27 protein-coding genes are annotated in these 22,847 nt (G+C 60.9%); 9 read left to right on the forward strand and 18 right to left on the reverse strand.

The genetic code is table 11. The features are described from left to right. Positions 1–26: 26 nt before the first annotated feature. The 3 genes from AT984_RS06985 to AT984_RS06995 form a co-directional block, all read right to left on the reverse strand. Positions 27–2,558: a GspE/PulE family protein gene (locus tag AT984_RS06985; protein WP_082679840.1), complete on the reverse strand. Its 2,532-nt coding sequence runs from the start codon at positions 2,556–2,558 to the stop codon at positions 27–29. A gap of 121 nt (positions 2,559–2,679) precedes the next feature. After that, positions 2,680–2,874 carry a zf-HC2 domain-containing protein gene (locus tag AT984_RS06990; protein WP_058719479.1) on the reverse strand — a complete coding sequence of 65 codons (195 nt, stop codon included), beginning with the start codon at positions 2,872–2,874 and terminating at the stop codon, positions 2,680–2,682. After that, entirely contained in the window at positions 2,871–3,431 is a 561-nt protein-coding gene (locus tag AT984_RS06995; protein ID WP_058719480.1) for a sigma-70 family RNA polymerase sigma factor, read from the reverse strand. Before AT984_RS06995 ends, AT984_RS06990 begins: the two co-directional genes overlap by 4 nt. 145 nt (positions 3,432–3,576) lie before the next feature. Here AT984_RS06995 and AT984_RS07000 point away from each other — a divergent pair, with 145 nt between their 5' ends. The 4 genes from AT984_RS07000 (at position 3,577) to AT984_RS07015 (ending at position 6,064) form a co-directional block, all read left to right on the forward strand. Continuing rightward, positions 3,577–3,867, forward strand: a complete 291-nt coding sequence (locus tag AT984_RS07000) for a BufA1 family periplasmic bufferin-type metallophore (protein ID WP_058719481.1) — start codon at positions 3,577–3,579, stop codon at positions 3,865–3,867. 7 nt (positions 3,868–3,874) lie between these two features. Beyond that, positions 3,875–4,765: a DUF692 domain-containing protein gene (locus tag AT984_RS07005; protein ID WP_058719482.1), complete on the forward strand. Its 891-nt coding sequence runs from the start codon at positions 3,875–3,877 to the stop codon at positions 4,763–4,765. Beyond that, on the forward strand, positions 4,762–5,553 hold the full coding sequence (locus AT984_RS07010; RefSeq protein WP_058719483.1) for an HvfC/BufC family peptide modification chaperone: 792 nt from the start codon (positions 4,762–4,764) through the stop codon (positions 5,551–5,553). Before AT984_RS07005 ends, AT984_RS07010 begins: the two co-directional genes overlap by 4 nt. A gap of 106 nt (positions 5,554–5,659) precedes the next feature. After that, the gene (locus AT984_RS07015) at positions 5,660–6,064 is read left to right on the forward strand and encodes a DoxX family protein (protein ID WP_058722142.1); all 405 of its coding nucleotides are present in this window, start codon (positions 5,660–5,662) and stop codon (positions 6,062–6,064) included. Between the two features lie 26 nt (positions 6,065–6,090). Here AT984_RS07015 and tolA read toward each other — a convergent pair whose 3' ends face one another. From tolA to AT984_RS07040, 5 genes are read right to left on the reverse strand one after another with little or no spacing between them, the layout of a single operon-like run. Beyond that, the gene (gene tolA, locus AT984_RS07020) at positions 6,091–7,029 is read right to left on the reverse strand and encodes a cell envelope integrity protein TolA (protein WP_058719484.1); all 939 of its coding nucleotides are present in this window, start codon (positions 7,027–7,029) and stop codon (positions 6,091–6,093) included. Positions 7,030–7,048: 19 nt separating this feature from the next. After that, on the reverse strand, positions 7,049–7,495 hold the full coding sequence (gene tolR / locus AT984_RS07025; RefSeq protein WP_058719485.1) for a protein TolR: 447 nt from the start codon (positions 7,493–7,495) through the stop codon (positions 7,049–7,051). A 3-nt stretch (positions 7,496–7,498) separates the two neighbouring features. Continuing rightward, positions 7,499–8,200 (reverse strand): protein TolQ, encoded by a 702-nt coding sequence (gene tolQ / locus AT984_RS07030; RefSeq protein ID WP_058719486.1) that lies wholly within the window; start codon positions 8,198–8,200, stop codon positions 7,499–7,501. Next, positions 8,197–8,631 (reverse strand): tol-pal system-associated acyl-CoA thioesterase, encoded by a 435-nt coding sequence (ybgC, locus tag AT984_RS07035; protein ID WP_058719487.1) that lies wholly within the window; start codon positions 8,629–8,631, stop codon positions 8,197–8,199. Before ybgC ends, tolQ begins: the two co-directional genes overlap by 4 nt. Next, a complete protein-coding gene (locus AT984_RS07040; protein ID WP_058719488.1) occupies positions 8,628–9,821 on the reverse strand; it encodes a pyridoxal phosphate-dependent aminotransferase in 1,194 nt (397 codons plus the stop codon). Before AT984_RS07040 ends, ybgC begins: the two co-directional genes overlap by 4 nt. Positions 9,822–9,848: 27 nt before the next feature. Here AT984_RS07040 and AT984_RS07045 point away from each other — a divergent pair, with 27 nt between their 5' ends. Beyond that, positions 9,849–11,465: a recombinase family protein gene (locus tag AT984_RS07045; protein WP_082679841.1), complete on the forward strand. Its 1,617-nt coding sequence runs from the start codon at positions 9,849–9,851 to the stop codon at positions 11,463–11,465. A gap of 20 nt (positions 11,466–11,485) precedes the next feature. On the opposite strand, the gene AT984_RS07050 is transcribed toward AT984_RS07045, so the two are convergent. Beyond that, positions 11,486–12,139 (reverse strand): hypothetical protein, encoded by a 654-nt coding sequence (locus tag AT984_RS07050; protein WP_156421923.1) that lies wholly within the window; start codon positions 12,137–12,139, stop codon positions 11,486–11,488. Between the two features lie 271 nt (positions 12,140–12,410). Here AT984_RS07050 and AT984_RS07055 point away from each other — a divergent pair, with 271 nt between their 5' ends. The 4 genes from AT984_RS07055 (at position 12,411) to AT984_RS22880 (ending at position 14,599) form a co-directional block, all read left to right on the forward strand. Next, complete coding sequence (locus tag AT984_RS07055; protein WP_156421924.1) at positions 12,411–12,722, forward strand: hypothetical protein; 312 nt, start codon at positions 12,411–12,413, stop codon at positions 12,720–12,722. A gap of 79 nt (positions 12,723–12,801) precedes the next feature. Next, positions 12,802–13,997, forward strand: a protein-coding gene (locus AT984_RS07065; protein WP_156421925.1) for an IS3 family transposase whose coding sequence is annotated in 2 segments (ribosomal slippage) — positions 12,802–13,060 and positions 13,060–13,997 — 1,197 coding nt in all. Because the reading frame shifts where the segments join, the coding sequence is not laid out codon by codon here. Between the two features lie 63 nt (positions 13,998–14,060). Further along, the gene (locus tag AT984_RS22875; protein WP_156421926.1) at positions 14,061–14,414 is read left to right on the forward strand and encodes a hypothetical protein; all 354 of its coding nucleotides are present in this window, start codon (positions 14,061–14,063) and stop codon (positions 14,412–14,414) included. 14 nt (positions 14,415–14,428) lie between these two features. Then, positions 14,429–14,599 (forward strand): hypothetical protein, encoded by a 171-nt coding sequence (locus AT984_RS22880; RefSeq protein ID WP_156421927.1) that lies wholly within the window; start codon positions 14,429–14,431, stop codon positions 14,597–14,599. 18 nt (positions 14,600–14,617) lie between these two features. Here AT984_RS22880 and AT984_RS22415 read toward each other — a convergent pair whose 3' ends face one another. From AT984_RS22415 to AT984_RS07115, 9 genes are all read right to left on the reverse strand, one after another. After that, positions 14,618–14,944 (reverse strand): tyrosine-type recombinase/integrase, encoded by a 327-nt coding sequence (locus AT984_RS22415; RefSeq protein WP_197418266.1) that lies wholly within the window; start codon positions 14,942–14,944, stop codon positions 14,618–14,620. A gap of 51 nt (positions 14,945–14,995) precedes the next feature. Continuing rightward, positions 14,996–16,122 (reverse strand): IS3 family transposase gene (locus AT984_RS07075; RefSeq protein WP_442952147.1). Its coding sequence is split into 2 segments (ribosomal slippage): positions 14,996–15,879 and positions 15,879–16,122, totalling 1,128 coding nucleotides; the frame shifts between segments, so codons are not numbered across the junction. Positions 16,123–16,187: 65 nt separating this feature from the next. Continuing rightward, positions 16,188–17,288: a primase-helicase family protein gene (locus tag AT984_RS07085; protein WP_058719495.1), complete on the reverse strand. Its 1,101-nt coding sequence runs from the start codon at positions 17,286–17,288 to the stop codon at positions 16,188–16,190. Between the two features lie 183 nt (positions 17,289–17,471). Beyond that, positions 17,472–17,828, reverse strand: a complete 357-nt coding sequence (locus AT984_RS07090) for a hypothetical protein (RefSeq protein WP_058719496.1) — start codon at positions 17,826–17,828, stop codon at positions 17,472–17,474. Between the two features lie 459 nt (positions 17,829–18,287). Beyond that, entirely contained in the window at positions 18,288–18,794 is a 507-nt protein-coding gene (gene nusB, locus AT984_RS07095) for a transcription antitermination factor NusB (RefSeq protein WP_058719497.1), read from the reverse strand. After that, positions 18,791–19,261 carry a 6,7-dimethyl-8-ribityllumazine synthase gene (gene ribH, locus AT984_RS07100; RefSeq protein WP_058719498.1) on the reverse strand — a complete coding sequence of 157 codons (471 nt, stop codon included), beginning with the start codon at positions 19,259–19,261 and terminating at the stop codon, positions 18,791–18,793. Before ribH ends, nusB begins: the two co-directional genes overlap by 4 nt. 28 nt (positions 19,262–19,289) lie before the next feature. Then, the gene (gene ribBA, locus AT984_RS07105; protein WP_058719499.1) at positions 19,290–20,426 is read right to left on the reverse strand and encodes a bifunctional 3,4-dihydroxy-2-butanone-4-phosphate synthase/GTP cyclohydrolase II; all 1,137 of its coding nucleotides are present in this window, start codon (positions 20,424–20,426) and stop codon (positions 19,290–19,292) included. Between the two features lie 49 nt (positions 20,427–20,475). Then, the gene (gene ribD / locus AT984_RS07110) at positions 20,476–21,633 is read right to left on the reverse strand and encodes a bifunctional diaminohydroxyphosphoribosylaminopyrimidine deaminase/5-amino-6-(5-phosphoribosylamino)uracil reductase RibD (protein ID WP_058719500.1); all 1,158 of its coding nucleotides are present in this window, start codon (positions 21,631–21,633) and stop codon (positions 20,476–20,478) included. A gap of 4 nt (positions 21,634–21,637) precedes the next feature. Next, complete coding sequence (locus AT984_RS07115) at positions 21,638–22,663, reverse strand: recombination-associated protein RdgC (protein WP_058719501.1); 1,026 nt, start codon at positions 22,661–22,663, stop codon at positions 21,638–21,640. Positions 22,664–22,847 lie beyond the last annotated feature (184 nt).

Below are 22,847 nucleotides of genomic sequence, written 5' to 3' on the forward strand. Positions count from 1 at the left end.
CGTCTCTTCTTTTTTCTCTAGGTTCTCTAGGCGTTGCTGGTGGCGCGGACCTCGCCCATGGTGGTGATGCCTTGCAAGACTTTGAGAATACCGTCCTGGCGCAAGGACAGCATGCCCTCCAGCAGGGCGGTCTGCAGCAGTTCCTCGGCGCGTGCGCCGGTCTGGATCTGGCGCCGCAAGGTCTTGGACACCACCAGCAGCTCGTGCAGGCCGGCGCGGCTCTTGAAGCCACTGTTCTCGCAGACCGGGCAACCGGGGCTGTGGTAGCGCAGGATCTGTCCGTTCTGGCCGTAGGCCTTGGTCCATTCGTCCAGCACGGTTTGGCGGGGCGGGCGGGCTTCCGCGGGGTAGATCTTCAGATAGTCGTCCAGCATTTCGTCCAGCTCAGCCTGGGCGATGGGCTGCGAAGTGCGGCAGCTGGTGCACAAGCGCCGCACCAGGCGCTGGGCCAGCACGGCCAGCAGCGAGTCGGCAAAGTTGAAGGGGTCCATGCCCATGTCCAGCAGGCGGGTGATGGTCTCGGCCGCGCTATTCGTGTGCAGGGTGGACATCACCAAGTGGCCGGTCAACGAGGCTTCAACGGCGATTTCGCCGGTTTCCTCATCGCGGATTTCGCCCACCATGATCACGTCCGGGTCGGCGCGCAGAAAGGCCCGCAAGGCCTTGGCAAAAGTCCAGTCGATCTTGGGGTTGACCTGCACCTGGCGCAGGCCGGCCTGGGTGATTTCCACCGGGTCCTCGGCGGTCCAGATCTTGCGCTCGGGCGTGTTGATATAGCTCATCGCCGAGTGCAGGGTGGTGGTCTTGCCCGAGCCCGTCGGGCCCACGCACAGCACCATGCCGTAGGGGCGGGCGACGGCTTTTTTGAGCTCTTCCAGGTTGCGCGCGGTCAGGCCCAGCTTTTCTAGCGGCAGCGGCTTGGAGGAGGCCAGCAAACGCATCACCACATCTTCCAGCCCGTTATTGGTGGGGATGGTGGCCACGCGCAGCTCCAGTCGGTGCTGGGGTGAGAAGCGCGCGAAATTGATCTTGCCGTCTTGCGGCTTGCGGCGCTCGGAGATGTCGAGCTCGCACATGATCTTGATGCGGGCGATCATGGCGTTGCGGTAGGTGTTGGGCAGCTCCAGATAGGGCTTGAGCACACCGTCACGGCGGAAGCGGATCTTGAGCTTTTCCTTACCCGGATAGGTCTCGATGTGAATGTCGGACACGCCCTGCGTGCTGGCGTCGATGATCATGGTGTTGATCAGGCGCACCAGCGAGTTGTCGCTTTGCTCGATCGGGGTGTCGTCGTCGCGCCCGTCGCGGCCTTCGCGGCCATTGACCTCGCGCTCCAGGGTTTCGATCAGCTGGTCGGCCCGGTCGAGCGAGAAGTCCATGCCAGGCATGCTGGGCATCAACTCGCTGCGGCTGACGCTGTCGCCGCCGTAGCGCTCGTAGGTGATCGGGATGGCCAGCGCCAGGGTGCCCAGCTTGGTCAGCGTTGGGGTGACTTTAAGTTGGGAGATGAACTCAACCTCATCCAGCGCCTCGCGGCGGGTTGGGTCTTCCATCGCCACGATCAGGCGGCCATCGCGGATCAGCAGAGGCAGCACTTCCAGGCGCTTGGCCACGGCGAAGGGCAGGGTCTTGACCGCATCGGCCTCGATGGCAAAGGCGTCCACGTCCACAATCGGGTAGCCCATCTTGCGGGCCAGGGCCGATTGCAAGGCCTGGCGGCTGACGATGCCGCGGCGCACCAGCAACTCACCCAGCGGTACCGAGCGGTCTTCGCGCTGCAACTCCAGCGCATATTCCAGTTGCTCCTCGGTGATCAGCTCCAAGGCCAGCAAGGCTTCGCCGATGCGCACCATGGGCATGCGGGCTTGCTGTTCAATCGCCATCATCAGCTGTTCGGCGCTGACGATGCGCTCGGCCACCAAGATGTCGCCCACCCGGCGCGAGCGCATTTCCTGCTGCGCGAAGGCGGCTTCGTTGATCTGCGCGGCGGTGGCGAGGTTTTCTTTCAAGAGCACATCGCCGATGCGCTCGCCGACCTCGAATTTGTCCAGCGACTCGTTCGGGATGAAGACGCGCAGCACGGAGTCGTCGCGGTCGCTCAGAGGCGGAAACAGGAACAGGCCCAGCTCATTCTGCACATGGCCGATGGTGCGGCCCTTGAGTTCGCCGCCGCCCACAAAGCGCAGCTTGAAGGGGCTGCGGGGGCGTTCATCCAGCGCCAAGGTGTCGTCGTGCGGCGGCACTTGCACCGGGCGCAGCAGCTTGAGCACGCGGAATTGGGTGAACTTCAGCGGAATCGCATGGCGGGCCGGCGGCACCATGATTTGCGCTACCCGCTCCGACGGTGCGAGCAGGATCAGATGGCCGGGGCTGCGGCTGCCATTGGTGCCCAGCACCTCGCAGGGCTCGGCCGAGGTTTGCGGCAAGGCCAGCGGGTAGGCCGCATAAGGCGGCATGGGCCAGACAAAGCTAGGCTTGTCGGCGGGCTGAGCGGCGGAGCCCACACCAGCCTCTGGCTTGCCATTTGGCCAGGCTAGCGGGGCAGACAAATCGCGCATTCAAATCTCCAGGGTCGTATCAGGCAGGGCGGGCAGGGCGGACCACGCGCACACTGCACGTGAGGCGGATGCTACTTGGCGCGGCTCGGGGTGAAGCTCGGAATTGCCACAAACAGCGGGCCTACTCTTCGCTATAACTGCGCCAGCGGGCACTGGCCTTGCGCATCAGGCTGACTTGTTTGAGGAAGCGCGGGCAGGCCTTGCAAATCAGCATGTGCATGCGAACGCTCAGGCGTTCACCCAGGCCCAGCCGACGGTCTTCGGCTTGCAGCACCAGGGCGGTGATTTCACGGCAGTTGCGCATGGGCTTGCTCATGCTTGGGATCCTTGGGCATCGAACCAGTTCAGTTGCAGGCATTCGCGCAGGCGCAAACGTGCGCGGTGCAACATGACCCAGAGATTGGTCGAGCTGATGCCCAGCGCCTTACAGATTTCATCGCTATCGAGCTCCAGCCATTCGCGCATCATGAATAAGCGGCCTTGCTGGCCCGGCAGATGCTCCACGCAGGCCTCCAGCACGCGCATGAAGTCCTGCTGGCGTAGGCAGTGTTCGGGGTCGCCCCAGTCTTGCGGGGTCTCGCGCCAATGGCCATCGGGGCGGAACAAGTCTTCATCGAGGTCTTGCCCGTCTTCGGCGGTGGTGGACATTTCTTTGCTATTGCGGCGGATCTGGTCCACCAGCTTGTGTTTGAGCACGCCGATCAGCCAAGTCTTGAGTTGCGACTGGCCGGCAAAGCTCTGCGGCTTCTCCAGCGCGGCCAGCAGCGTCTCGGAGACCGCATCTTCCGCCCAGGCGGCATTGCGCAGCTGTAGCTGGGCGTACTTCAGCAGCTGGGGGCGCAGGGCTTGCAGGCGGTTGGCCATGTCGGTCATGCGGGGCTCTCGAAAATTTTTCTTGTGCGCAGTGTAAGTAGGACTGGGGCTGGTGCGACCTAGTGGGGCGAGTGATTCGCTGTTGGCTTGAATTCACAGACGCTTTGACTCCCTCAACCTTTTTCAACCTCAATGAGGACCGACCATGAAAACTTCCCTGCTTGTTTCTTCCGCCCTGGCGGGCGCCCTGTCTCTTGGCTTGGTCGCTCAAGCCGCCGCAGCTGACGACAAAGTCGCCCGCGAGAAGTGCTACGGCATTGCCAAGGCCGGCCAAAACGACTGCGCCAACCTCAGCGGCAGCCATTCCTGTGCCGGCCAGTCCAAGGCGGGTGACGCCGCTGAGGAATGGAACTATGTGCCCAAAGGCCAATGCAAGAGCCTTGGCGGCATGAGTGCCGAAGAGGCCAAGGCCAAGATGAAGGCCGCCAAGAAGTGAGCCAGTGATGAAGCTTCAGGAGACCTCATCATCGGTGGGCATTGGCTGGCGACAGCCGCACTACGAAAGCCTGATGTCGCAGCGCCCACCGCTGCGCTTTCTGGAGCTTCATTCCGAAAATTTCTTTGCCAGCGGCGGCGCGGCCATGGCGGTGTTGATGGGGGCACGCGAGCATTACCCCATCAGCCTGCATGGGGTAGGCCTGTCGCTGGGTTCGGCCTGCGGGCTGGACAGCACTCATCTGGATCAGCTGGCGGATTTGGTGGCTCGCGTCGAGCCGCTGCGGGTGTCGGAGCACGCCAGCTTCGCCCGCGTGCCGGCCAGTCAGATGGGGCCTGGCTTTGTGCATGGCAGCGATCTGCTGCCGATTGCCTTTACTGATGCCAGCCTGGATCTGATGTGCCGGCATGTGCAACAAGTGCAGGAGCGCCTGCAGCGCCAGATCTTGGTGGAGAACCTCAGCGCCTATCTGGCCTGGGGCAATGACACTCTGGCTGAACCGGAATTCTTCAATCAGCTGTGCCAGCGCAGCGGCTGCGGCCTGCTGTTGGATGTGAACAATCTGGTCGTCAACGCCCGCAATGCGGGCTTGGACAAAGCGGCAGCGGCCGATGCGGCTTGTGCCTGGGTCGATGCCTTGAGCCCGGGCTTGGTGGGTGAGATTCATCTGGCGGGCCATGCCGAACTGCCCGGCATCGTGGTCGACGACCACGGCAGCCGGGTCGGCCCGGAGGTCTGGCAGGTCTACCGTCATGCTGTTCAGCGCTTTGGGCCACAACTCAGCCTGATCGAGTGGGACAACGATGTGCCGGAACTCGCGGTGCTGCTGGACGAGGCGGCTCAGGCCGAGCGCATCATGGCCGAGTGCGCCCTGGTGGCGCAGCCGGAGCCATCATGATCGCCGCTCAGCAAGCCTTGCTGGCGGCGATACAGGCCGGCAGTTGGGACAAGGCCCAAGACCTGTTGGCGGCGACAGGCTGGCGGGCTCTGCCTGGACTTACCGAGGCGGATGGCATCCAGACCTATCGCCGCAATGCTCAAGGGCTGGCGGCGCGATCTTTGGCTGCCGCCCATCCGCTGTTGTTGAATGAGCTGGGGCAGGCGTCATTTGACACCTTGGCCTGGGCCTTCTGGCGCGCCAGCCCACCCAGCCAGGGTGACTTGGCTGAATGGGGTCAGGCCTTGCCTGAGTTCTTGGCGGCTCAGCCCGGCGTGGAGGCGTGGCTGTGCGATTTGGCCCGCCTGGGCTGGGCTAGGCATGCGGCCGAACGCGCTGCAGACAGCCGACTGGATGTTGAGTCTTTGAACTTGCTGCAAAGCCAGTCGCCTGAGGTGCTGCGCTTGTGTCTTAGGCCGGGGTTGTGCCTCCTGCATTTGCTGCCGCAGGTCTGTGGCCTGAATGCGGAACAGCCGCGTCAGCATGTGCTGGTGTGGCGCGAAGTCTGGCGTGCCGAGCAGCAGATCTTGGGTGCGGGCGATGCTGCGTTGATGGCCGCCACGCTGCAAGGGCGCGACCTCGACAGTGCCTTGCAGGAGGCTTTGGCCGCGGCGCCGGACTTTGACTTCGGCGCTTGGCTTCAACAAGCCTTGCAGCGAGGGTGGGTACAGGCGGTCGAAACATTGGCGCCCGTCCAAGCGGATGCGGCCGGCCCGATTTCGCCATCACCGAGCGATTCAAATCTTTGAGGACGATCGAATGAAAACCATCGCATTTGCTTTCTTGCGGCTGTGCCGTGATCCCGGCCTGGGCTCGCAACTCAGCGACCCGACTGGCCGACCGCTGCCGACTTGGATGCGGCAACTCTTGAGCCAAGCGCAGTCGCTAGGGCTGTTGCTGGCACGCCTTTACGTGGCCCAGGTGTTCTTTTTGTCTGGCCTGTCCAAGCTGCGTGACTGGTCCAGCACCTTGGCCTTGTTTGAAGACGAATACCACGTGCCCCTGCTGCCTCCTGAGCTGGCCGCCTACCTGGGCACCGCGGGCGAGTTGGTCCTGCCGGTCTTATTGGTGCTGGGCCTGGGCGGGCGTTTTGCCGCCCTGGGCCTGAGCGTCGTCAACTTGATGGCGGTGCTTAGCTTGAGCGAGTTGGCCCCGGCCGCCTTGGCCGGCCACCAGCTTTGGGGCGTGCTCTTGCTGTTGGTGGCGCTGTGGGGCTCGGGGCGTTGGTCCTTGGACGCATGGCTGGGCCGGCGCGCTTAAGCCACCGGGCCTCTAGCCGCGCCGCCTTACTCCCGCGGCTTGAAGCTGATCACCAAGACCGAAGGCACCCGCCCGTCGGTGTCGCGGGGCAGGGTCTCGGTCTTGTCGATGGCGCGCAGCACGGCGTTGTCCCAGTCGCTGTCGCCACTGGGCTTGAGCAGCTTGCGGGCGATGATGTTGCCGTCCGGCGCGGTGCGCACTTCCACCTCGGCGACGGGGTTGGCCACGCCGGTCTCGGGGTAGATGATGTTGGGCCGGATGCGTGCCTTGATGCGGCCCGCATAGTTGGCCGAAGGGCCGCTGGACTGCAGGGCCGTGCCGCGCGAGTCAGGTGCGCCGCTGGCGCCTGCCAGGCCTTGAATGCGCCGCAGGTTTTCCTGGCGTTGCGCTTCGGCCTTGGCCGTCGCGGCTGCGTTTTCCTTGAGCTTTTTGGCTTCAGCGTCCTTGGCTTCTTTGGCGAGCTTGGCCTGCTTTTCTTGTTTCTCTTGTTTTTCTTGCTTAGCCAGTTTCTCCAGCTTCTCCAGCCGCTCGCGCTCCGCCTTTTCGCGTTCCTTGTCCTTCTTGCGCTGGGCTTCGAGCTCGGCCAAGCGCTTGGCCTCCAGCTCGTCCTTCTTCTTTTTCTCTTTGGCCTTGGCGATGGCGATCTCCGCATCGCGCTCGGCCTGCAAATCGGGCGGCGGCGGTGGAGGAGGTGGTGCCACCACGGGCTTGGGCGGCGGCTTGATGGGCTCGGCCTCAGGCTCGGGTTCGGGCGGCAATTGCTCCTTGGGCGCGGCGGCCTGCGGCACAGCGGACCACAGCTCGGCCTCGAAGGCCGGCGTGCTTTCGCTGCGCCAGCTCACGCCAGCGCTCAAGGCCGCCAGCAAGGCGGCATGGGCGATCACGGCAAAGCCGAGGCCACGCCCCAGGCCGGGCGCTGCGGGCGGACGCAAAGGGTCTTTGGCGGGAAGCGAGAAGGCGTTCATCGCGGCAGTCATCTGCGGGTCAGGGCGCCTTGCTGTCGTTGCTCGCACCACTGCGCACGGCCAGGCCCACGCGTTGGATGCCAGCGGTTTGCAGCACGTCCATGACCTTGACCACGGCCTCGTACTTGACGCTCTTGTCGGCCGAGATCACCACGGGCGTGCTGGCCTCGCCGGCTTGCGCGCTCTTGACGCGGTCGGCCAGGTGGTTGAGCTTAATGCCTTCGGCCTCTTCTTTGTCGAGCTTGAGCTTGAGCTTCTCGTCGGCGCCCACGATCACATGGATCACATGCTCGGGTTGAGCGCGGCTCTTGCCCACGCTGGGCAAGTCCACCAGGCCGGTGGTGATGAGCGGGGCGCTGACCATGAAGATGATCAGCAGCACCAACATCACATCGATGAAGGGCACCATATTGATTTCATTGATGGTGCGGCGGCGGCGTGAGCCGCGCGAGCTGATGGCGGCCATGGCTTAGCGGCTGTGGCTGGCTGCGCCGGCCGGGGGCTGGCTGGCGTTGCGCTGCAAGATATTGCTGAACTCTTCGATGAAGGATTCCAGCGTGATGGCGCTGCGGTCGATTTGGCGCGCGAAGCGGTTGTAAGCCAGCACGGCCGGGATGGCGGCGAACAGGCCGATGGCCGTGGCCACCAGGGCTTCGGCAATGCCGGGCGCCACCGTGGCCAGGGTCACCTGGGTCAGATTGGACAGGCCGACGAAGGCATGCATGATGCCCCAGATGGTGCCGAACAAGCCCACATAGGGCGAGACCGAACCCACCGAGGCCAGGAAGGAGAGATTGCTTTCCATCGCATCGAGCTCACGCTGGAAGCTTGCGCGCATGGCGCGGCGGGCGCCGTCCAGTAAGGCATTGGGTTCGGTGACACGGCGCTCACGCAGCTTCAAGAACTCGCGCATGCCGGAGGCGAAGATGCGCTCCAGCGGCGCGCCGTCGGTGCGGTTGGAGACACCGCTGTAGAGTTCGTTGAGGTTTTTGCCGGACCAGAATTCCTGCTCGAAATCCTCGTTGCCCTTGTTGATGCGGTTGATGGAAATCAGCTTGCTGAAGATCACGCTCCAACTGGCCAGGGACATCAGCAAGAGCGCAGTAATGACCAGCTGGACGGCCAGGCTGGCATGCAGGATCAGGGCAACAATGGAAAGGTCTTGGTTCATTTTTGCTCGACAAGCGCCGCAAACAAGGCGGCAGGAATACGGGTGGGTTTGAAGTCTTGGCTTTGGCCCTTGCTGGCCACAATGTCGCTGGCTACACAGCCGATGCGAATCTCGCCTTCGCTCAGCAGCGTGTCAGCGCGCCAAGCTTGCTGGAACAGCACCATGCTGGCGCGGCCCAGTTCGTGAATCTCGACCGTGATGGTCAGCCAATCATCCAGGCGCGCGGGGCGCAGGTAGCGCACCTGCGTGCTGCTGACGATGAACATGGCGCCCTCTGCGTGGCGCATGGCTTCTTGCTCGAAGCCGAGGGCGCGCAGCCATTCGGTGCGGGCACGCTCGAAAAACTTCAGGTAGTTGGCGTAAAACACGACGCCGCCGGCGTCCGTGTCTTCCCAATAAATTCTGATGGAATGCTTGTACGCGGTCGTCATGGGCGGCGGGGGCGCAGCACCTCGCTCAGGCGCGCCACGGTGGCTTGCAAATCTTCCAGGCTGCTGGCGAAGGACAGGCGTAGCCAGCGCTCGGCGCCGATGCGGCCGAAATCGCGCCCGGGGGTGAGGGCGATTTGCGCGCTGTGCATCAGCTCAAAGGCGAAGTCCCAGGCATTGGGGTGCAGATCGCTGCAGTCCATCCACACATAGAAGGCGCCATCGGGCACGACCGGCACTTTGAAGCCCAGGGCTTGCAGGGCCGGCACGATGAAGTCGCGGCGTTCGCGCAGCAACTCGCGGCGACGCTCGAACTCGGCGATGGATGCGGGTTCAAACGCGGCCAAAGCGGCGTGCTGGGCGATGGTGGAAGGGCAGATGAAGAGGTTTTGCGCCAGCTTTTCTATGGGCGCCACCAAGTCCGGCGGCAGCACCAGCCAGCCCAGGCGCCAGCCGGTCATGCCGAAGTATTTGGAAAAGCTGTTGACCGAGATCACGTCCTCGCCCAGCGCCAGGGCCGAGCCGGCAAAGCGCGGGTCGTAGCTCAGGCCCAGGTAGATCTCATCGACGATGCTGATACCGCCGTGGGCACGCACCGTCTCGACGATGGCGCGCAACTCGGCCGGCTCGATCGAGGTGCCGGTGGGGTTGCTGGGCGAGGCCAGCACCACGCCGCGAGTCTGCGGCCCCCAGGCGGCGCTGACTTGCGCGCTGCTGGGTTGAAAGCGTTGTTCGGGTCCGGTGGGCAGCAGCACGGCGCGGGCATCCGCTGCGGCCACAAAATGGCGGTTGCAGGGGTAGCAAGGGTCGGGCATCAGCACTTCGTCGCCGCGCTCGAACAAGGCCAGGCAGGCCAGTTGCAAGGCGGCCGAGGCGCCAGCGGTGATGACGATGCGCTCGGCCGCAATGCTCAGGCCGAAGTGCTGCTGGTACCAGGCCGCCAAGGCCTCGCGCAATGCGGGCAAGCCGGTGGCGGCGGTGTACTGGGTCAGGCCTTGGCTGATGCAGGCCTGTGCCGCGGCTTGCACCGCTGGCGCGGCACCGAAGTCAGGCTCACCGATGTTCAGGTAAATCATGGGCCGGCCACCCTGGGCCGGGTCGCACAAAGGCCCGCGAGCGATCTCGCTGGCGGCCTTGGCACATTCCATGACGTAAAATGGTTCAATAAAACGTAAACGTTCAGCCAGCTTCAAATTCCGTACCTGTGAGGTGGGCAACACATGTCAAACATAGCAATTTCGTACGCTCGATTCAGCTCTTCAGCGCAAAGCGAGGGTTCTTCATTGATCCGGCAGGTAGAGAAAGCGGAAGCGTACGCCGCAGCCAACGGCTTGGTCATAGACCGTGCGTTGAGCTTTAGGGATTTGGGCGTTTCAGCTTGGGACAAAACGAACGTCAACAAAGGTGCGTTGAGCCTGTTTTTGCAGGCGATTCAGGCGGGAAAGGTCCCAAGTGGTGCAACCCTGATTATAGAAAGCTTCGATAGGCTTTCTCGGGCCACCCCGCGTGAAGCCCTGAATATCTTTATGACCATCGTGGAAGCTGGTCTGAACTTGGTCACGCTGACCGATCCGCCAAAGAAGTTCTCCACAGCCAGCATTGACCAAAACATGTTCCAGCTTTTCGAAGCGCTGATGGAAATGAACCGGGCCAACGCTGAGAGCAACTTGAAGTCAGACCGGTTGTGTGACTCATGGGAGCGGAGAAGGCAGCTTGCCGTTACGGAAAAGAAGCCAATGACGGGCATGGTGCCGATGTGGATCAACGTGGACGGACCACCGAGGAACAGAACTTACAGCCTCAACACTGAGCGTGTAGAGGTCATCAAGCGAATCGTCAAGCTGGCAATGGACGGTGCTGGCAATCACAGCATCGTGAACCTTTTGAACCAAGACACACCGCCTTGGTCACGGTCCCAGAAGGAAGACGATAAACGGACTGAAAACGGTACGGAACATCACTGGCAACCGTCATACATCCAAAAGGTGCTGATCAATCCTGCCCTGTACGGTGGCATCAAGGTCAAGGGTGTTGATGAGGTCATTCCAGGCTTCTACCCACCAGTCATTAGCTACGACGAGTTCGTGTTCTTGCAGTCAAAACGAGCAACACGGGCCAAGGGCAAAGCATCAACGCGCAAGGGCAAAACGGTCACGAACTTGTTCAGCGGTTTGCTCACATGCGGGTACTGCAATTCAGCGATGCACATTGGGAGCTACACATCCACGAAGACCAAGATTCAGACCAAGTACTTCGGATGCTACGGCGCGAGAACTGGCAGCACCGAGTGCCGGATGCATGGCTGGTCGATTGATGAGTTCGAAAAGGACATGTTGTTCTGGCTGACCAACATCGACTTTGCCAAGGTCATCGGTGCCAAAGACGCGTCGGACATGGATGCTGCACGGAGTGCTTTGGCGACCTTGGCCGCAAAGGTCAGCTCATTGAATTCAAAGATCACCAACATTCAAGAGTCCATTGCGGAAGGTGCGAAAGGCATGGTGAAGCTCTTGAATCAAGCAATTGACGATCTTGAAGCTGCTGAAAAGTTGCACGCTGAACAAGAGCGCAAAGTGCATGCGATGGTGTCTCGGGGTAGCTCGGTTGCATCCGTTCCGCAAGGGTGGTTGGTCTTGTTTAGGGCCTTGAGAGACACCACCGATGAGGTCCAGTTGCGTGTGCTGCGGGAGAAGATTTCAACGGAAATCCATCAAGTAGTTGAGCGCATCGAAATGTTCCCGATGGGCCGAGATGCGAAGGAAACCGCTGAACAGCGGTACGCCAACATTCACTTTGTCGGTGGCGAATCACGCGTCATCGAAGCACCTGAGTGCTGATATGCGGTGATTGGACGGGTCTAGGTTGCCAGATCAGTGACTCCACCCGGAGCAGGTGCCGCTAGAAAAGCATGAGTCTTCCCGTCAACTGGGTGAACCATTTGAACAAGCCAAACAGAACCGTCCAGCAGTCGGATGTAATGATGATCGAGTAAGCGCTGTAGGCGCTGAACCCACTCAGCTATTGACTTCCCGGTATCCAGATGCCATGCCCCTGGTCTATAGGGGTTCCACGTGTGCAAGACTTCGCTGCTCAGGTCGTAAAGCGTCTCAAGCTCATCACAGGTAAGAAACCCGTCTTCCACATCCGCCAGTTGCTTGACCCCATTGGAATTGGCATGTTCTGGAAACAGCACGGGCTTTGGATAGAAGTCCTCATTCAGCGCGGCTATGCGTTTGATGAGGTTCTTTAGCTTCCAATTGGTGGCGAAGTCCTTATGCGCATCAGCGTACGCGTCTTTGTTGGCCACAAGCCAGGAGAACACCAGTTGCTCAAGACTCTTGCGCAAGAAGAGGAACACCACCTCTGTGTCCCACGGCTCACTCTTCATTGGGGAATGACCCACAACAATTATCTTGTTGATCCGATTGATACGGGCCTTGATGTCATCCATGTAGGTGCAATACAAGGAAATTGGCGCAATTTTGTGTCCCGGTGATAGCTTGTTGACCATTTTTCCTTCCCTCCCAGAATGTGCACTGATGGTGCCACATCGGTGGCAGGAAGCACTTCACACGTCATCGAAGCACCTGAGTGCTGAGTTCCTGCGCGTAGAGTGCGCGAACAGTTAACTTGAGCGGCTACTAGCCGACCTAACGGCTAAACTGTGATGAACTTCTGGAGGCGCGATTGCGTTGCGGCCCCTGGCAGTACTCTGCGCCAATGGGCGCCATACAGGACGTTAGGCATACTGGCTTTCCGTTCACCTTTAGGGAGACTTCAACGTGAGTTTTCGACTCTTTTCCACGGCATTGGTTACAGCACTTGCGTTCACTTCCATGTTGGCCCAAGCACATGAACTGATTGTGAAGGTTGAGCCCGCCGACCGGAGCGGCAATGTGAGCCAAGCTCTTAATGAACAAAAGGTAGCGCTCTCTGAGCAGAATACAAACCTGTCGGAGCTGAAGGCGGTGCTGAAAAATCAGCGTGAGCTTCTGGCAGAGCAAAAGTCTCTGCTTGCGGAGCAGGGCAAAACCCTGTCAATACAGCGAACCGAGCTTTCCAAGTCACGAAGCTCAAAGGCGGATACGCCGTAATTGGCAAATGGCTATGTGACCTTGTCCCCAAAAAACGGAGTTCTTAGCTCGTGATGAAATCAGAGCGAGGAACGATGAAATGAGTCAGCAAAAGCAGGTGCGTGGCAAGTACACGCTGGAGTTCAAGATGGAGGCGGTTCGCCTGGTCAAGGGCGGGCAGTCGGCCGCGGTGACGGCGCAGATTTTGGGCATACCCAAGGCCAGTCTGAGCAACTGGGTACGGCTCAGCGAGGACGGGAAGTTGAGCGGAGCCGGCGACAAGCCTGTGACGCCTGAGCAGATGGAGTTAGCGCGCTTGAGGGCCGAATTGGCTCGGATGACGATGGAGCGAGACATCGCAAAAAAAGCGGCGGCGTACTTTGCGCAGGATCTTCTGCAAGGTACGCCTGGATTCAAGAAATGAAGACTCAGTGGCCGGTTAGCCTGAGCTGCAAGGTCCTGGATGTGAGCGTGAGCGGCTATTTCGAACACCAGAAGGCCAAGGCCGCCAGAAGGCCCAGCAAGGCCGCCACGCCGCGTTTGAGCGATGAAGCGGTGCTGACCCACATCCGCGCAGTCCATGGCGAAGTGGGTCAGGAGTACGGCTGGCCTCGCATGGCCAAGGAGCTGGTTGCGCGTGGACATCGAGTGGGCAAGGAACGGGTGCGCAAGTTGATGCAGCGTCACGGGATTCGTGCGCGCGGCCAGCGCAAATTTGTTGTGACCACGGACAGCAAGCACAGCCTGCCGGTGGCGCCAAATCTGCTGCGGCGGGACTTTAAGGCGCAGGCTCCGAATCAGAAGTGGACCAGTGACATCACCTACATCGAGACGGCTGAAGGCTGGCTCTATCTGGCGGCGGTCGTCGACCTGCACAGCCGGCAAGTGGTGGGCTGGAGCATGCAGGACCATATGCAAACCAGCCTGATCACGGACGCCCTGCGCATGGCCTGGTTTCGGCGTCGACCGGCGCCTGGGCTGATTTTCCACAGCGACCGCGGAAGCCAGTATTGCAGCCGAGAATTTCAAGGCGACTTGAAGAAATTCGGCATGCGCTCATCGATGAGCGGCAAGGGTGATTGCTGGGACAATGCGCCGACGGAGAGCCTGTGGGGGCGACTGAAAGTGGGCCGGCTACACGGTCAGAAGTTCAGCACAAAACGGCAGGCCAAGGATGAAGTGATTGCCTGGTTGACCTTCTACAACCACAGTCGAATTCACTCGACCCTGGGCTACGTCAGCCCCATGACGTTTGAGAAAAACTGGCACGCGGCCCAGCAGGATAAAGCCGCGTAACAAGGTTGCTAAGAACTCCGGGGAAGAGGGGCAAGGTCAGGCTTTGCACTGGTAACGGCAATCGTGCTGATTTCAAAGCCCGCTGCTGAACAAGCACCTGTACAGCCACCGTTGACGCCGGAGCAAATTGCCGAGAATGCGCGAGTCGAAGTCCGCTTTCAACGCGTAGTCCGCGCTCTTGAGTCCATCAAGAAGTCGGCCAGAAATCCCGCGTCAGTTGCATTTGAAGAAGTGCTGACATCTGACGATGGGTCACTTGTATGCGTTACGTTGAGAGCCGAGAACGGCTTCAGTGGCGTCAATGTTGAGCATGTGGTTTCCGTTCAAGGTACGGTGATGACCAGCAATGCGAAGTACAACAGCAATTGCACCAAGACCCAGTTGCTGGACCTCACACACGCTCGTCGTGCGCTTTAAGAGGAACCCACACCATGAGCAACAGAAAGCAGCCCATCGCTATCTTCAAGCGCCACTACTGGGGCAGTCATTGCACATTGCCACCAATGTTCAGGCAGATCAAAGACCAGTTAGCGGCACACAATGACAGTGCTGGCAAGGAGCGCGGCAAGAAGACCGAGCGGCCAGAAGCAAGCTTTGATTGAGCTATGCGGTGTATTGGGTCAGATGGCGTTGGAGTAAGCTTGTTCAACGTCTTCGGTAAGACGGCCCATATAGCCTAGTGTGATCCGCTCTGAGCTATGGTTCAGAATGGTCATCAGCACTGGAAGCGACGTTCCGAACTCGTCGTACTGGACCCGCACGAAGGTCTTTCGTGCTGTGTGCCCGCAGAAGTTTCCTTCATTGCCAACAGCTTTGCACCAGTCTTTGATCATCCGTCCCCAGGCAGCAGTTGTGAGTTTTCCACGCTGGCCTGAGTAGATGTATTCGGACTCACAAACAGCACGCCATTTCCTCAAAACCCGTGCAGTATCAGCATTGATACTCACCTGACCTGCCCCCTCCCGCCGTACCAGCCATGCGGAAGTCCGGGTTGAAGGTTACTTGATCTCGTTGCGTGTAGCCGGTGGCGCCTGGTTCTTGGTGCGGTGGCGCTGCGCGAACTCGGCCGGCGGTATCCGACCCAGGCTGCTGTGCGGCCTCACCTCGTTGTAGTCCTGCCGCCAGATGGCGATCTCCGAGCGCGCCTGCGGCAGCGTCTGGAACCAGTGCTCGTTCAAGCACTCGTCGCGGAACTTGCCGTTGAAGCTCTCGATGTAGCCGTTCTGCATGGGCCGCCCTGGCTGGATGAGGATGTGCCGCACGTCGTGAGCTTGCGCCCAAGCGATGAAGGCCCGGCAGGTGAACTCCGGCCCGTTGTCGGTTCTCACCGCCGCAGGGTAGCCCCTGAAGATCGCGGCCCGGTCCAGCAACCGCGTCACGTACTGGCCCGAGATGCCGTAGTCCACGGCGATGTCCACACACTCGTGCGTGAAGTCGTCGGCCACAGTCAGGCACTTGATACGCCGGCCATTGGCCAGGCTGTCGGAAACGAAGTCCATGCTCCACACCTCATTGACTCGGGTCGGCACGGTGAGCGGCACGCGCTCGCTGGCTGCCCGTCTGATCTTCTTGCGCTTGCGCACCGCCAACTGCGCCTGGCTGTACAACCGATAGACGCGCTTGTGATTGACGCCTGGGAACTGTGGGCGCAGCACGTCATGGATGCGGCGATAGCCGAAGCGGCGCCGCACCTGTGCGATCTCGACGATCTTGGCGCTGAGTTGCTGCGTGGCCTCATCGACCACGGGCGGGTTGCGATAGCTGTCTCTGGAGAGCCCCACCAGGCGGCACGCGCGGCGTTCGGACAGATGGTGCTGGGCAATCATCTGGGTCGCCGCGTCGCGCCTGACCTGCGGGGCTAGGGCTTTACGCCGAAGACGTCCTTGAGCGCGTGGATGTCCAGGTGGGCCTCTGCCAGCAGGCGCTTGAGCTTGGCGTTCTCGCCTTCGAGCTCGCGCAGTCGCTTGGCATCCGTGGCCTGCATGCCGCCGTACTTGGCCCGCCACTTGTAGAACGTGGCGTCGCTGAAGCCGCCTTGCCGGCACAGCTCCTTGATCGGCATGCCGGCCTCGGCCTGCTTCAGGAACCCAATGATTTGTTCCTCAGTAAATCTGCTCTTCTTCATGTCCATCATTCTCCTGGTTGATGGACTTCCTCTCCATTACGCTGGTACGGCTGGGAGGGTGCAGGTCATTTGCACTCAATAATCAACCAACGCCGCGCACCGATGGTGGCTGGAACTGCCGATTCCATGTTGTTCGAGGTGATGAAACACCGAACATAGTTTTCGACTTCATAGGCATCGATGCCTTTTGGCTCAATCCGAACATACGGCTCAGTCACCAACTTCTTCATAAAGTCAGACTGTTGGTGATCACCTGAAAACGTGGCCTCATCGAACACCACAAAAAGCTTGCCAGCGATAGCGGTGTTGAAGTTTTTGGTGTCCTGCGGCGAAGTAGTGGTGTTGCAGTTCCTCCGGCCACCAAGCATTCTGGAAATGAAATCGATGAAGATGCCCTTGCCAGTACCTTGCCCGCCGATGATTGAAACAGCAGTCATCGGCCTCTTGGATGGATGTTGAACCAAGTGCGCAAGCCAGTTCAGCAAGTACTCGTAGTGCAGGGTGTTCCCGTTGCACAAGTTGTCCTGCATGTGCCCAAGAAAGATGCTGAGGTCTACATCAGGGACAGCGGTAACGGAGACATCCTTGAACGTGTTGAATGCATAGCCAACGATGTCGGAAGCACCTGGGATGTACTGCAACGTGCTAAGGCGACCAGATTGCGTCTGCGGGTCACGCCGCCACATCGACAAAACATTCAGCTTTTGCACGGATGACTTGCCACCTGAACTCTGGGTGAAGTAGTGCACGGTGCTTGGGATGCCGATTGACGCTAAACGGTCTGCGACATCGAAGGGGCTTGCATAGGTGTCATAGATTCGGGCGTCATCGAGCCAGTCTCTGTTGATGACGATGTACTCATCTTGTCGAAGCTTCGAGGTTTTGAACAAACGGAAGTGACTGCTGATCATCGGAAAGACCGTGCTGGAAAGGAATTCCATTGCCTCCGATTTGCTGGCGAACACTTTTTCTTCGACAGCAGCAACTTCAGGACTTGCGGCATTGACGATGCCTTTAAGCTCATTCAGAAGTTCAATGCTGTCTGAGATGTCAGGGTTTTGCAGTGCGGCCAGGAAGTCGGCCTTGTCTTTTGGGTCAGCGACTTGTTCGATCAACTTCCCGATGAGTGCGCGAGTTCGAATGAGTTCGAGCGATTTTTTAGTCATGGTGTGAATCCGACTGTGCACGGCAAGTTCGGGGTCCGGCCCGGGAAGGGCCGGGGTGGCGAACGAGCGTGCGGAGTTATCCAGTTGGTTAGTTCTGGATAATTTGATCTTTTGTGAAAAATCATTGGAAAGTCAGGGAGTCCCCCAGTTTTGGGGGAGGCCCGCGACTCACTCAATACCTGATTAGGCGGATTTGGGCTTGCGCTTGAGCTGGGTAGCTTCCAGCATTTCATCCAATTCACCGGCTTCAACAGCAGTAATTGCTGCCTTGATGTATGCGGTAGCCGCGTCGGCATTGGCGCAACGGCGCTTGGATGCACCGCCAACCTTCAAAATAGCGACACCATTGCGCAACGTGACATCCACAGTGCCATCACTGTTTTGGATATACCAATTACTGGGTGAGCTAGAGTTGGTTTCGATTTGGCGAATTTGCTCCGAAGCTGCAGCGACAAAACGAGCGCGAGGTGGTTTCGCAAGCGTCACGGATGCACGGTTGATACCTTGGCCGAACTGGTCGAGATTGGACAGAAATGACATGATCAATTACCCTAGATTTGTTTGGATGTGGCTTTTTCGGTGCACCGTGATACGAAATTTAACAACTGCAAGCTTGCACGCCTAGGTGGTTTTGTAGTTAGTTGACACAGTTACACCTGTAACTTTTCCTAGGTTTTTCACCTTTGTGATAATTAGAAAAACAACAAAAAAAGGGCGCTCGATTGAGCGCCCTTTGTGTTTATAGCGGTGGGGTTGCCTGAGTGGTTTGCAGATGTCTGCAATCAGAAATTGGCTTCGATCACCCAGTTTTGGTGATACGGACGCAAAAAGGCCTCCTTATTCCACATCGTGAAATAAAGAGGCCCAATACGCGGGATATAGTACGTTTTATTGGTTAAACGTTCACGTAAAAGGGCTCGATGTGATCGAGCCGGGCGGCGAGCTTCATTCGGCGCTAATCGTCGGCTGAGTCGGCTTCAGTGGACTGTGATCGGCTGATCAGCCCTTGTTGGCCCGCGCGGCGACTTCGGTCGGACGCAGATCACCGGCAGCGCGGTCCAGCACGCCGTTGACGTACTTGTGACCATCGGTGCCGCCGAAGGACTTGGCCAGCTCGACCGCTTCGTTGATGGCGACGCGGTAGGGGATGTCCAGGCAATGCTTGAGTTCGTAAGCACCAATCATCAGCACGCCGTGTTCGATCGGCGAGAGCTCGGTGGTCTTGCGGTCAACATGCTTGGCCAGCACGGCGTCCAGATCCACGGCTTCCAGGATGCAGCCGTTGAGCAAAGCATCGAAGTGGGCGCGGTCGGCCTTGCCGAAGTCTTCTTGCTCGCGCATATGGGCGTCGATGGTGGCGACGTCATCACCCGTGATCAGCCACTGGTAGAGGCCTTGCAGGGCGGCTTCGCGCGAGCGCCGGCGGGCCGATTTGGGTTGGGCACGCTTAGCGGGAGTCTTGCCTGCTGCGGGCTTTTTTGCCGGGGCGCTGTCGTTTGTGCTCACTGAAGTTCTTCCATCAAATTGGCCATCTCGACCGCTACGCGCGCCGCATCACGGCCTTTTTCCTCGGCTCGCGCCCAGGCTTGTTCTTCGTTTTCCACCGTCAGGATCGCGTTGGCGATCGGCGTGGCATTGTCCAGCGCAATGCGCGTGACGGCGGCGCCACTTTCGTTGGCCACCAACTCGAAGTGATAGGTCTCACCGCGAATGATGCAGCCCAGGGCGACCAAGGCGTCGTAGTCCTCGCTGTCAGCCATGGCTTGCAGGGCGATGGGCACTTCCAGTGCGCCGGGCACGGTGACGTGGCGGATATGGTGTTCGGCCACGCCCAAGGCAGCCAGCTCTTCCAGGCAGGCTTGGGCCAGGCGGCTGGTGATTTCGTTGTTGAAGCGGGCTTGCACGATGCCAATGCGCAGGTCTTCGCCGTTGAGCGAAGCGCTGCTGGCCTGTCCCTTGTCTGATGCTTGCATATGCTGTTGGTTTTTTTGTTTAGGTCGATCAGGCGCGTTCGCCTGCGGCCATAAAGCCGGTGACTTCCAGGCCGTAGCCGGTCATGCTTGGCATGCGGCGCGGGTTGCCCAACAAGCGCATGCGTTGCACGCCCAGGTCACGCAGGATTTGCGCACCCACACCGTAGGTGCGCAGGTCCATGATCTTGGCGGCCGGGGCGGCGTTTTGCTGCTCAGGCTGCAGGCGTTGCAGCAGGCCGGCGGCGTCTTCGCCACAGTTCAGCAGCACGGCCACGCCGCAAGGGGCACGTTGCAACTCGGCCAGCGCGGCGGGCAGCGGCCAGGCGTGGCCGGTGGTGCTGACGTCCAGCAGGTCCAGCACCGACAGGGGCTCGTGCACGCGCACCAGCACGTCGTCGCCGGCTTGCCACTGGCCGTGGCTCAGCGCCAAGTGGGTGCCACCGGTGCGGTCTTGGTAAATGGTGCAGTCGAATTCGCCTTGGGCGGTTTGCAGCTTGCGCTGGCCGACACGTTGCACCAGGCTTTCATTGCGGCTGCGGTGTTCGATCAGGTCGGCAATGGTGCCGATCTTCAGGCCATGTTCTTTGGCGAATTCGATCAGGTCCGGCAGGCGGGCCATGGTGCCGTCGTCCTTCATGATCTCGCAGATCACGGCGGAGGGCGTCAGGCCGGCCATTTTGGACAAGTCGCAACCGGCTTCGGTATGACCTGCGCGCATCAGCACGCCGCCGTCTTGAGCCTGCAGGGGGAAGATGTGACCCGGCTGCACCAGATCACGGGCCTGGGCATCGCGTGCCACGGCGGCTTGCACCGTGCGGGCGCGGTCTGCGGCGGAGATGCCCGTGGTGACGCCGGTGGCGGCTTCAATCGACACCGTGAAGGCCGTGGCATGCTTGGTGCCATTACGGGTGGCCATGGGCGGCAGATTGAGCTTTTCGCAGCGTTCGCGGGTGAGGGTTAGGCAGATCAGGCCGCGCCCGAACTTGGCCATGAAATTGATGGCTTCGGGGGTGACATGGTCGGCGGCCAGAACCAGGTCGCCCTCGTTCTCGCGGTCTTCTTCGTCAACCAGAATGACCATGCGGCCAGCGGCGAGCTCGGCAACGAGCTCATGGACGGGGGCGATGGCGGTGCTGGTGACCGGGGCGTGGGGGGCAGATGACATGGGCATCCCCCGATTGTAGGCGGCCTCGGCCGCCTTGCTGGCGTAGGGCCTAGAGTTTGGCTTCGGTCGGCACGCGGCGCGCCCGCAAGCGCAGGTCATCACCCACCGGCACGCAGTCCAACCACTGCCAATTCAAAGCGTCTTGCAGCTGGGTGAGCCCACCCAAATCCGCCATGCCGCGGCCGCGGCCGAGCAGCTTGGGCGCCAGGTAAACCAGCAATTCGTCCACCAGGCCAGCGCGCAGCAGCGAGCCGTTGAGCTTTTCGCCTGCCTCGATATGCAACTCGTTGATGCCGCGGCGGCCCAGCTCAAGGATGGCCGCGCTCAAGTCGACCTTGCCCTGACCGTTGCCGAGGCTTTGCAGCTCGGCGCCGGCGGCGCGCAAGGCGGCGGCTGAAGCTGCAGCAGAGCCGTCGCCCATCATCTCAGCCTCGTCCAGTGCGCAAAAGATCAGCACCGGCCCGCCGGGTTCGCTCAGCAGCTTGGCGCCGGGCGACATCTCCAAGCGCGAATCGATCACCACCCGCAGCGGCTGCATCGCGCAGGGCACCAGGCGCACGTCCAGGCGCGGGTCGTCCTCGCGCACGGTGCCAATGCCGCTCAGCACCGCGCCGGCGCGCTTGCGCCAGGCATGCCCGTCGGTGCGTGCCGGCAGGCCGGTGATCCATTGGCTTTGGCCGTTGGCCAGGGCGGTTTGGCCATCCAGCGAGGCGGCGATCTTCAGGCGCACAAAGGGGCGGGCGCGTTGCATGCGGGAGAAAAAGCCGATATTGAGCTCGCGGGCTTGTTCCGCCAGCAAACCCACTTCGGTCTGCACGCCGGCGGTCGCCAGGCGGGCCATGCCTTGGCCTGCCACCTGGGGGTTGGGGTCGCCTATGGCGGCCACCACCTTGGCCAGGCCGGCCTGGATCAGCGCGTCGCAGCAAGGGCCTGTGCGGCCTTGGTGGGAGCAGGGCTCCAGCGTGACGTAGGCGGTGGCGCCGCGCACATCCGCGCCGCGCGCCTGCGCATCGCGCAGCGCCATCACCTCGGCATGGGCTTGGCCGGCGGCCTGTGTGTGGCCGATGCCCAGCACCTGACCTTGCGCATCGACGATGACGCAACCCACCCGTGGGTTGGGCTCCGTCAGGCCCACGGCCTGTTCGGCCAGAGCCAGGGCGTGCTGCATGGCGCTGAGGGCGCTCTGATGGTGCTGGGGCGCGCTCATGGCATCAATCCCAGGGGGCGGTTTCGAGAGTGGTGGTGGCGGAAGCTGTTGATGTAGGCGATTCGCTCGCTGGCTCACCGCTTGGCTCACCGCTCAAGGTGGGTGGCAGGGCGGCCAGCGCGGCGCCGGCGGCCAGGAAGTCATGCTCACCGCCCAGGCCGTCAATCAGCTCGGGGATCAGCTTGCACAGCTCGCCGGTGGCAATGGCCGCATCTGCGTCAAAAGCTTCATCCTTGTCGGCGGACTCGCGGCCTTCAAACACCACGTCCAAAAAGCTGATCTTCTTGATCTGCATGGTGTCGGTGAGCATGAAGGACACCCGGTCCCTCCAGCTCATGGCCAGGCGGGTGGGCGCCTTGCCGCCGGCCAGGTGCTGGCGCACCTCGTCAATGTCCAGCGAGTGGCGGGCATAGCGCACCACGGACTTCATCTCGTCCGCGCTCTTGAGCTCGCATTCGCGGTCAATGGTGAAGCCTTCCGGCGGCACGCCGTCCATCAGCCAGGCGGCCATGCACACGGCGGGCGATTCGGCGGTTTGGATCAAGTGCAGGTTCAGGCCCGCGAGTTCCTTGATCAGCAAGGTAACCACTTCCTCGGCGCGGCTGGCACTGCCGGCGTCAATCATCAACAACTGCTGGGCCGGCGCGATCCAGACGCGGATGCTGGACTGCTTGGTGAAAGCCATGGGCAGCAATTCCAGCGTGGCTTGCTCCTTCAGCTCCTTGCTGACCTTTTTGCCGGGTTTGCGGCCGGTTTCTTGTTCAACCCGGGCGGCCATTTCGTCAACGCGGCGCTTGACCACCGAGCTGGGCAGCACGCGCTGCTCCAGCATCAGCTTCAAGAGCCAGTGGCCGCCAACGTCTTCGACCAGGGGGGCGTGAGGGATGCCGCGGGGCGGGGTCCAGCCCATGGTTTGGGCTTGCGTGGCGCCACATTCCACGAAAATTTGCTTCTCGAGCGCTTCTTCAATCTGTTCCACGGTGGCCTGCCAGTTGGGGCCGATGCGGTAAACCATCAGGTTCTTGAACACTGCTGCAATCCTTGTACGCCGGTAGTGCGGAAATGCCCGCCGACTTGGTCGACGGGCAAAAGGAGGATTGTCTCAGGGTCTGGTGGGGTGCTCGGCGAATGCCGGTCAATCGAGTCACTGGCGAACAAGGCAAAAAACCTCAAAAAGGCGCACGGGGCGCACTCGCGCAGGGCGCACAGAGCGC

Source organism: Paucibacter sp. KCTC 42545, assembly GCF_001477625.1.
Taxonomy (GTDB): domain Bacteria; phylum Pseudomonadota; class Gammaproteobacteria; order Burkholderiales; family Burkholderiaceae_C; genus Paucibacter_A.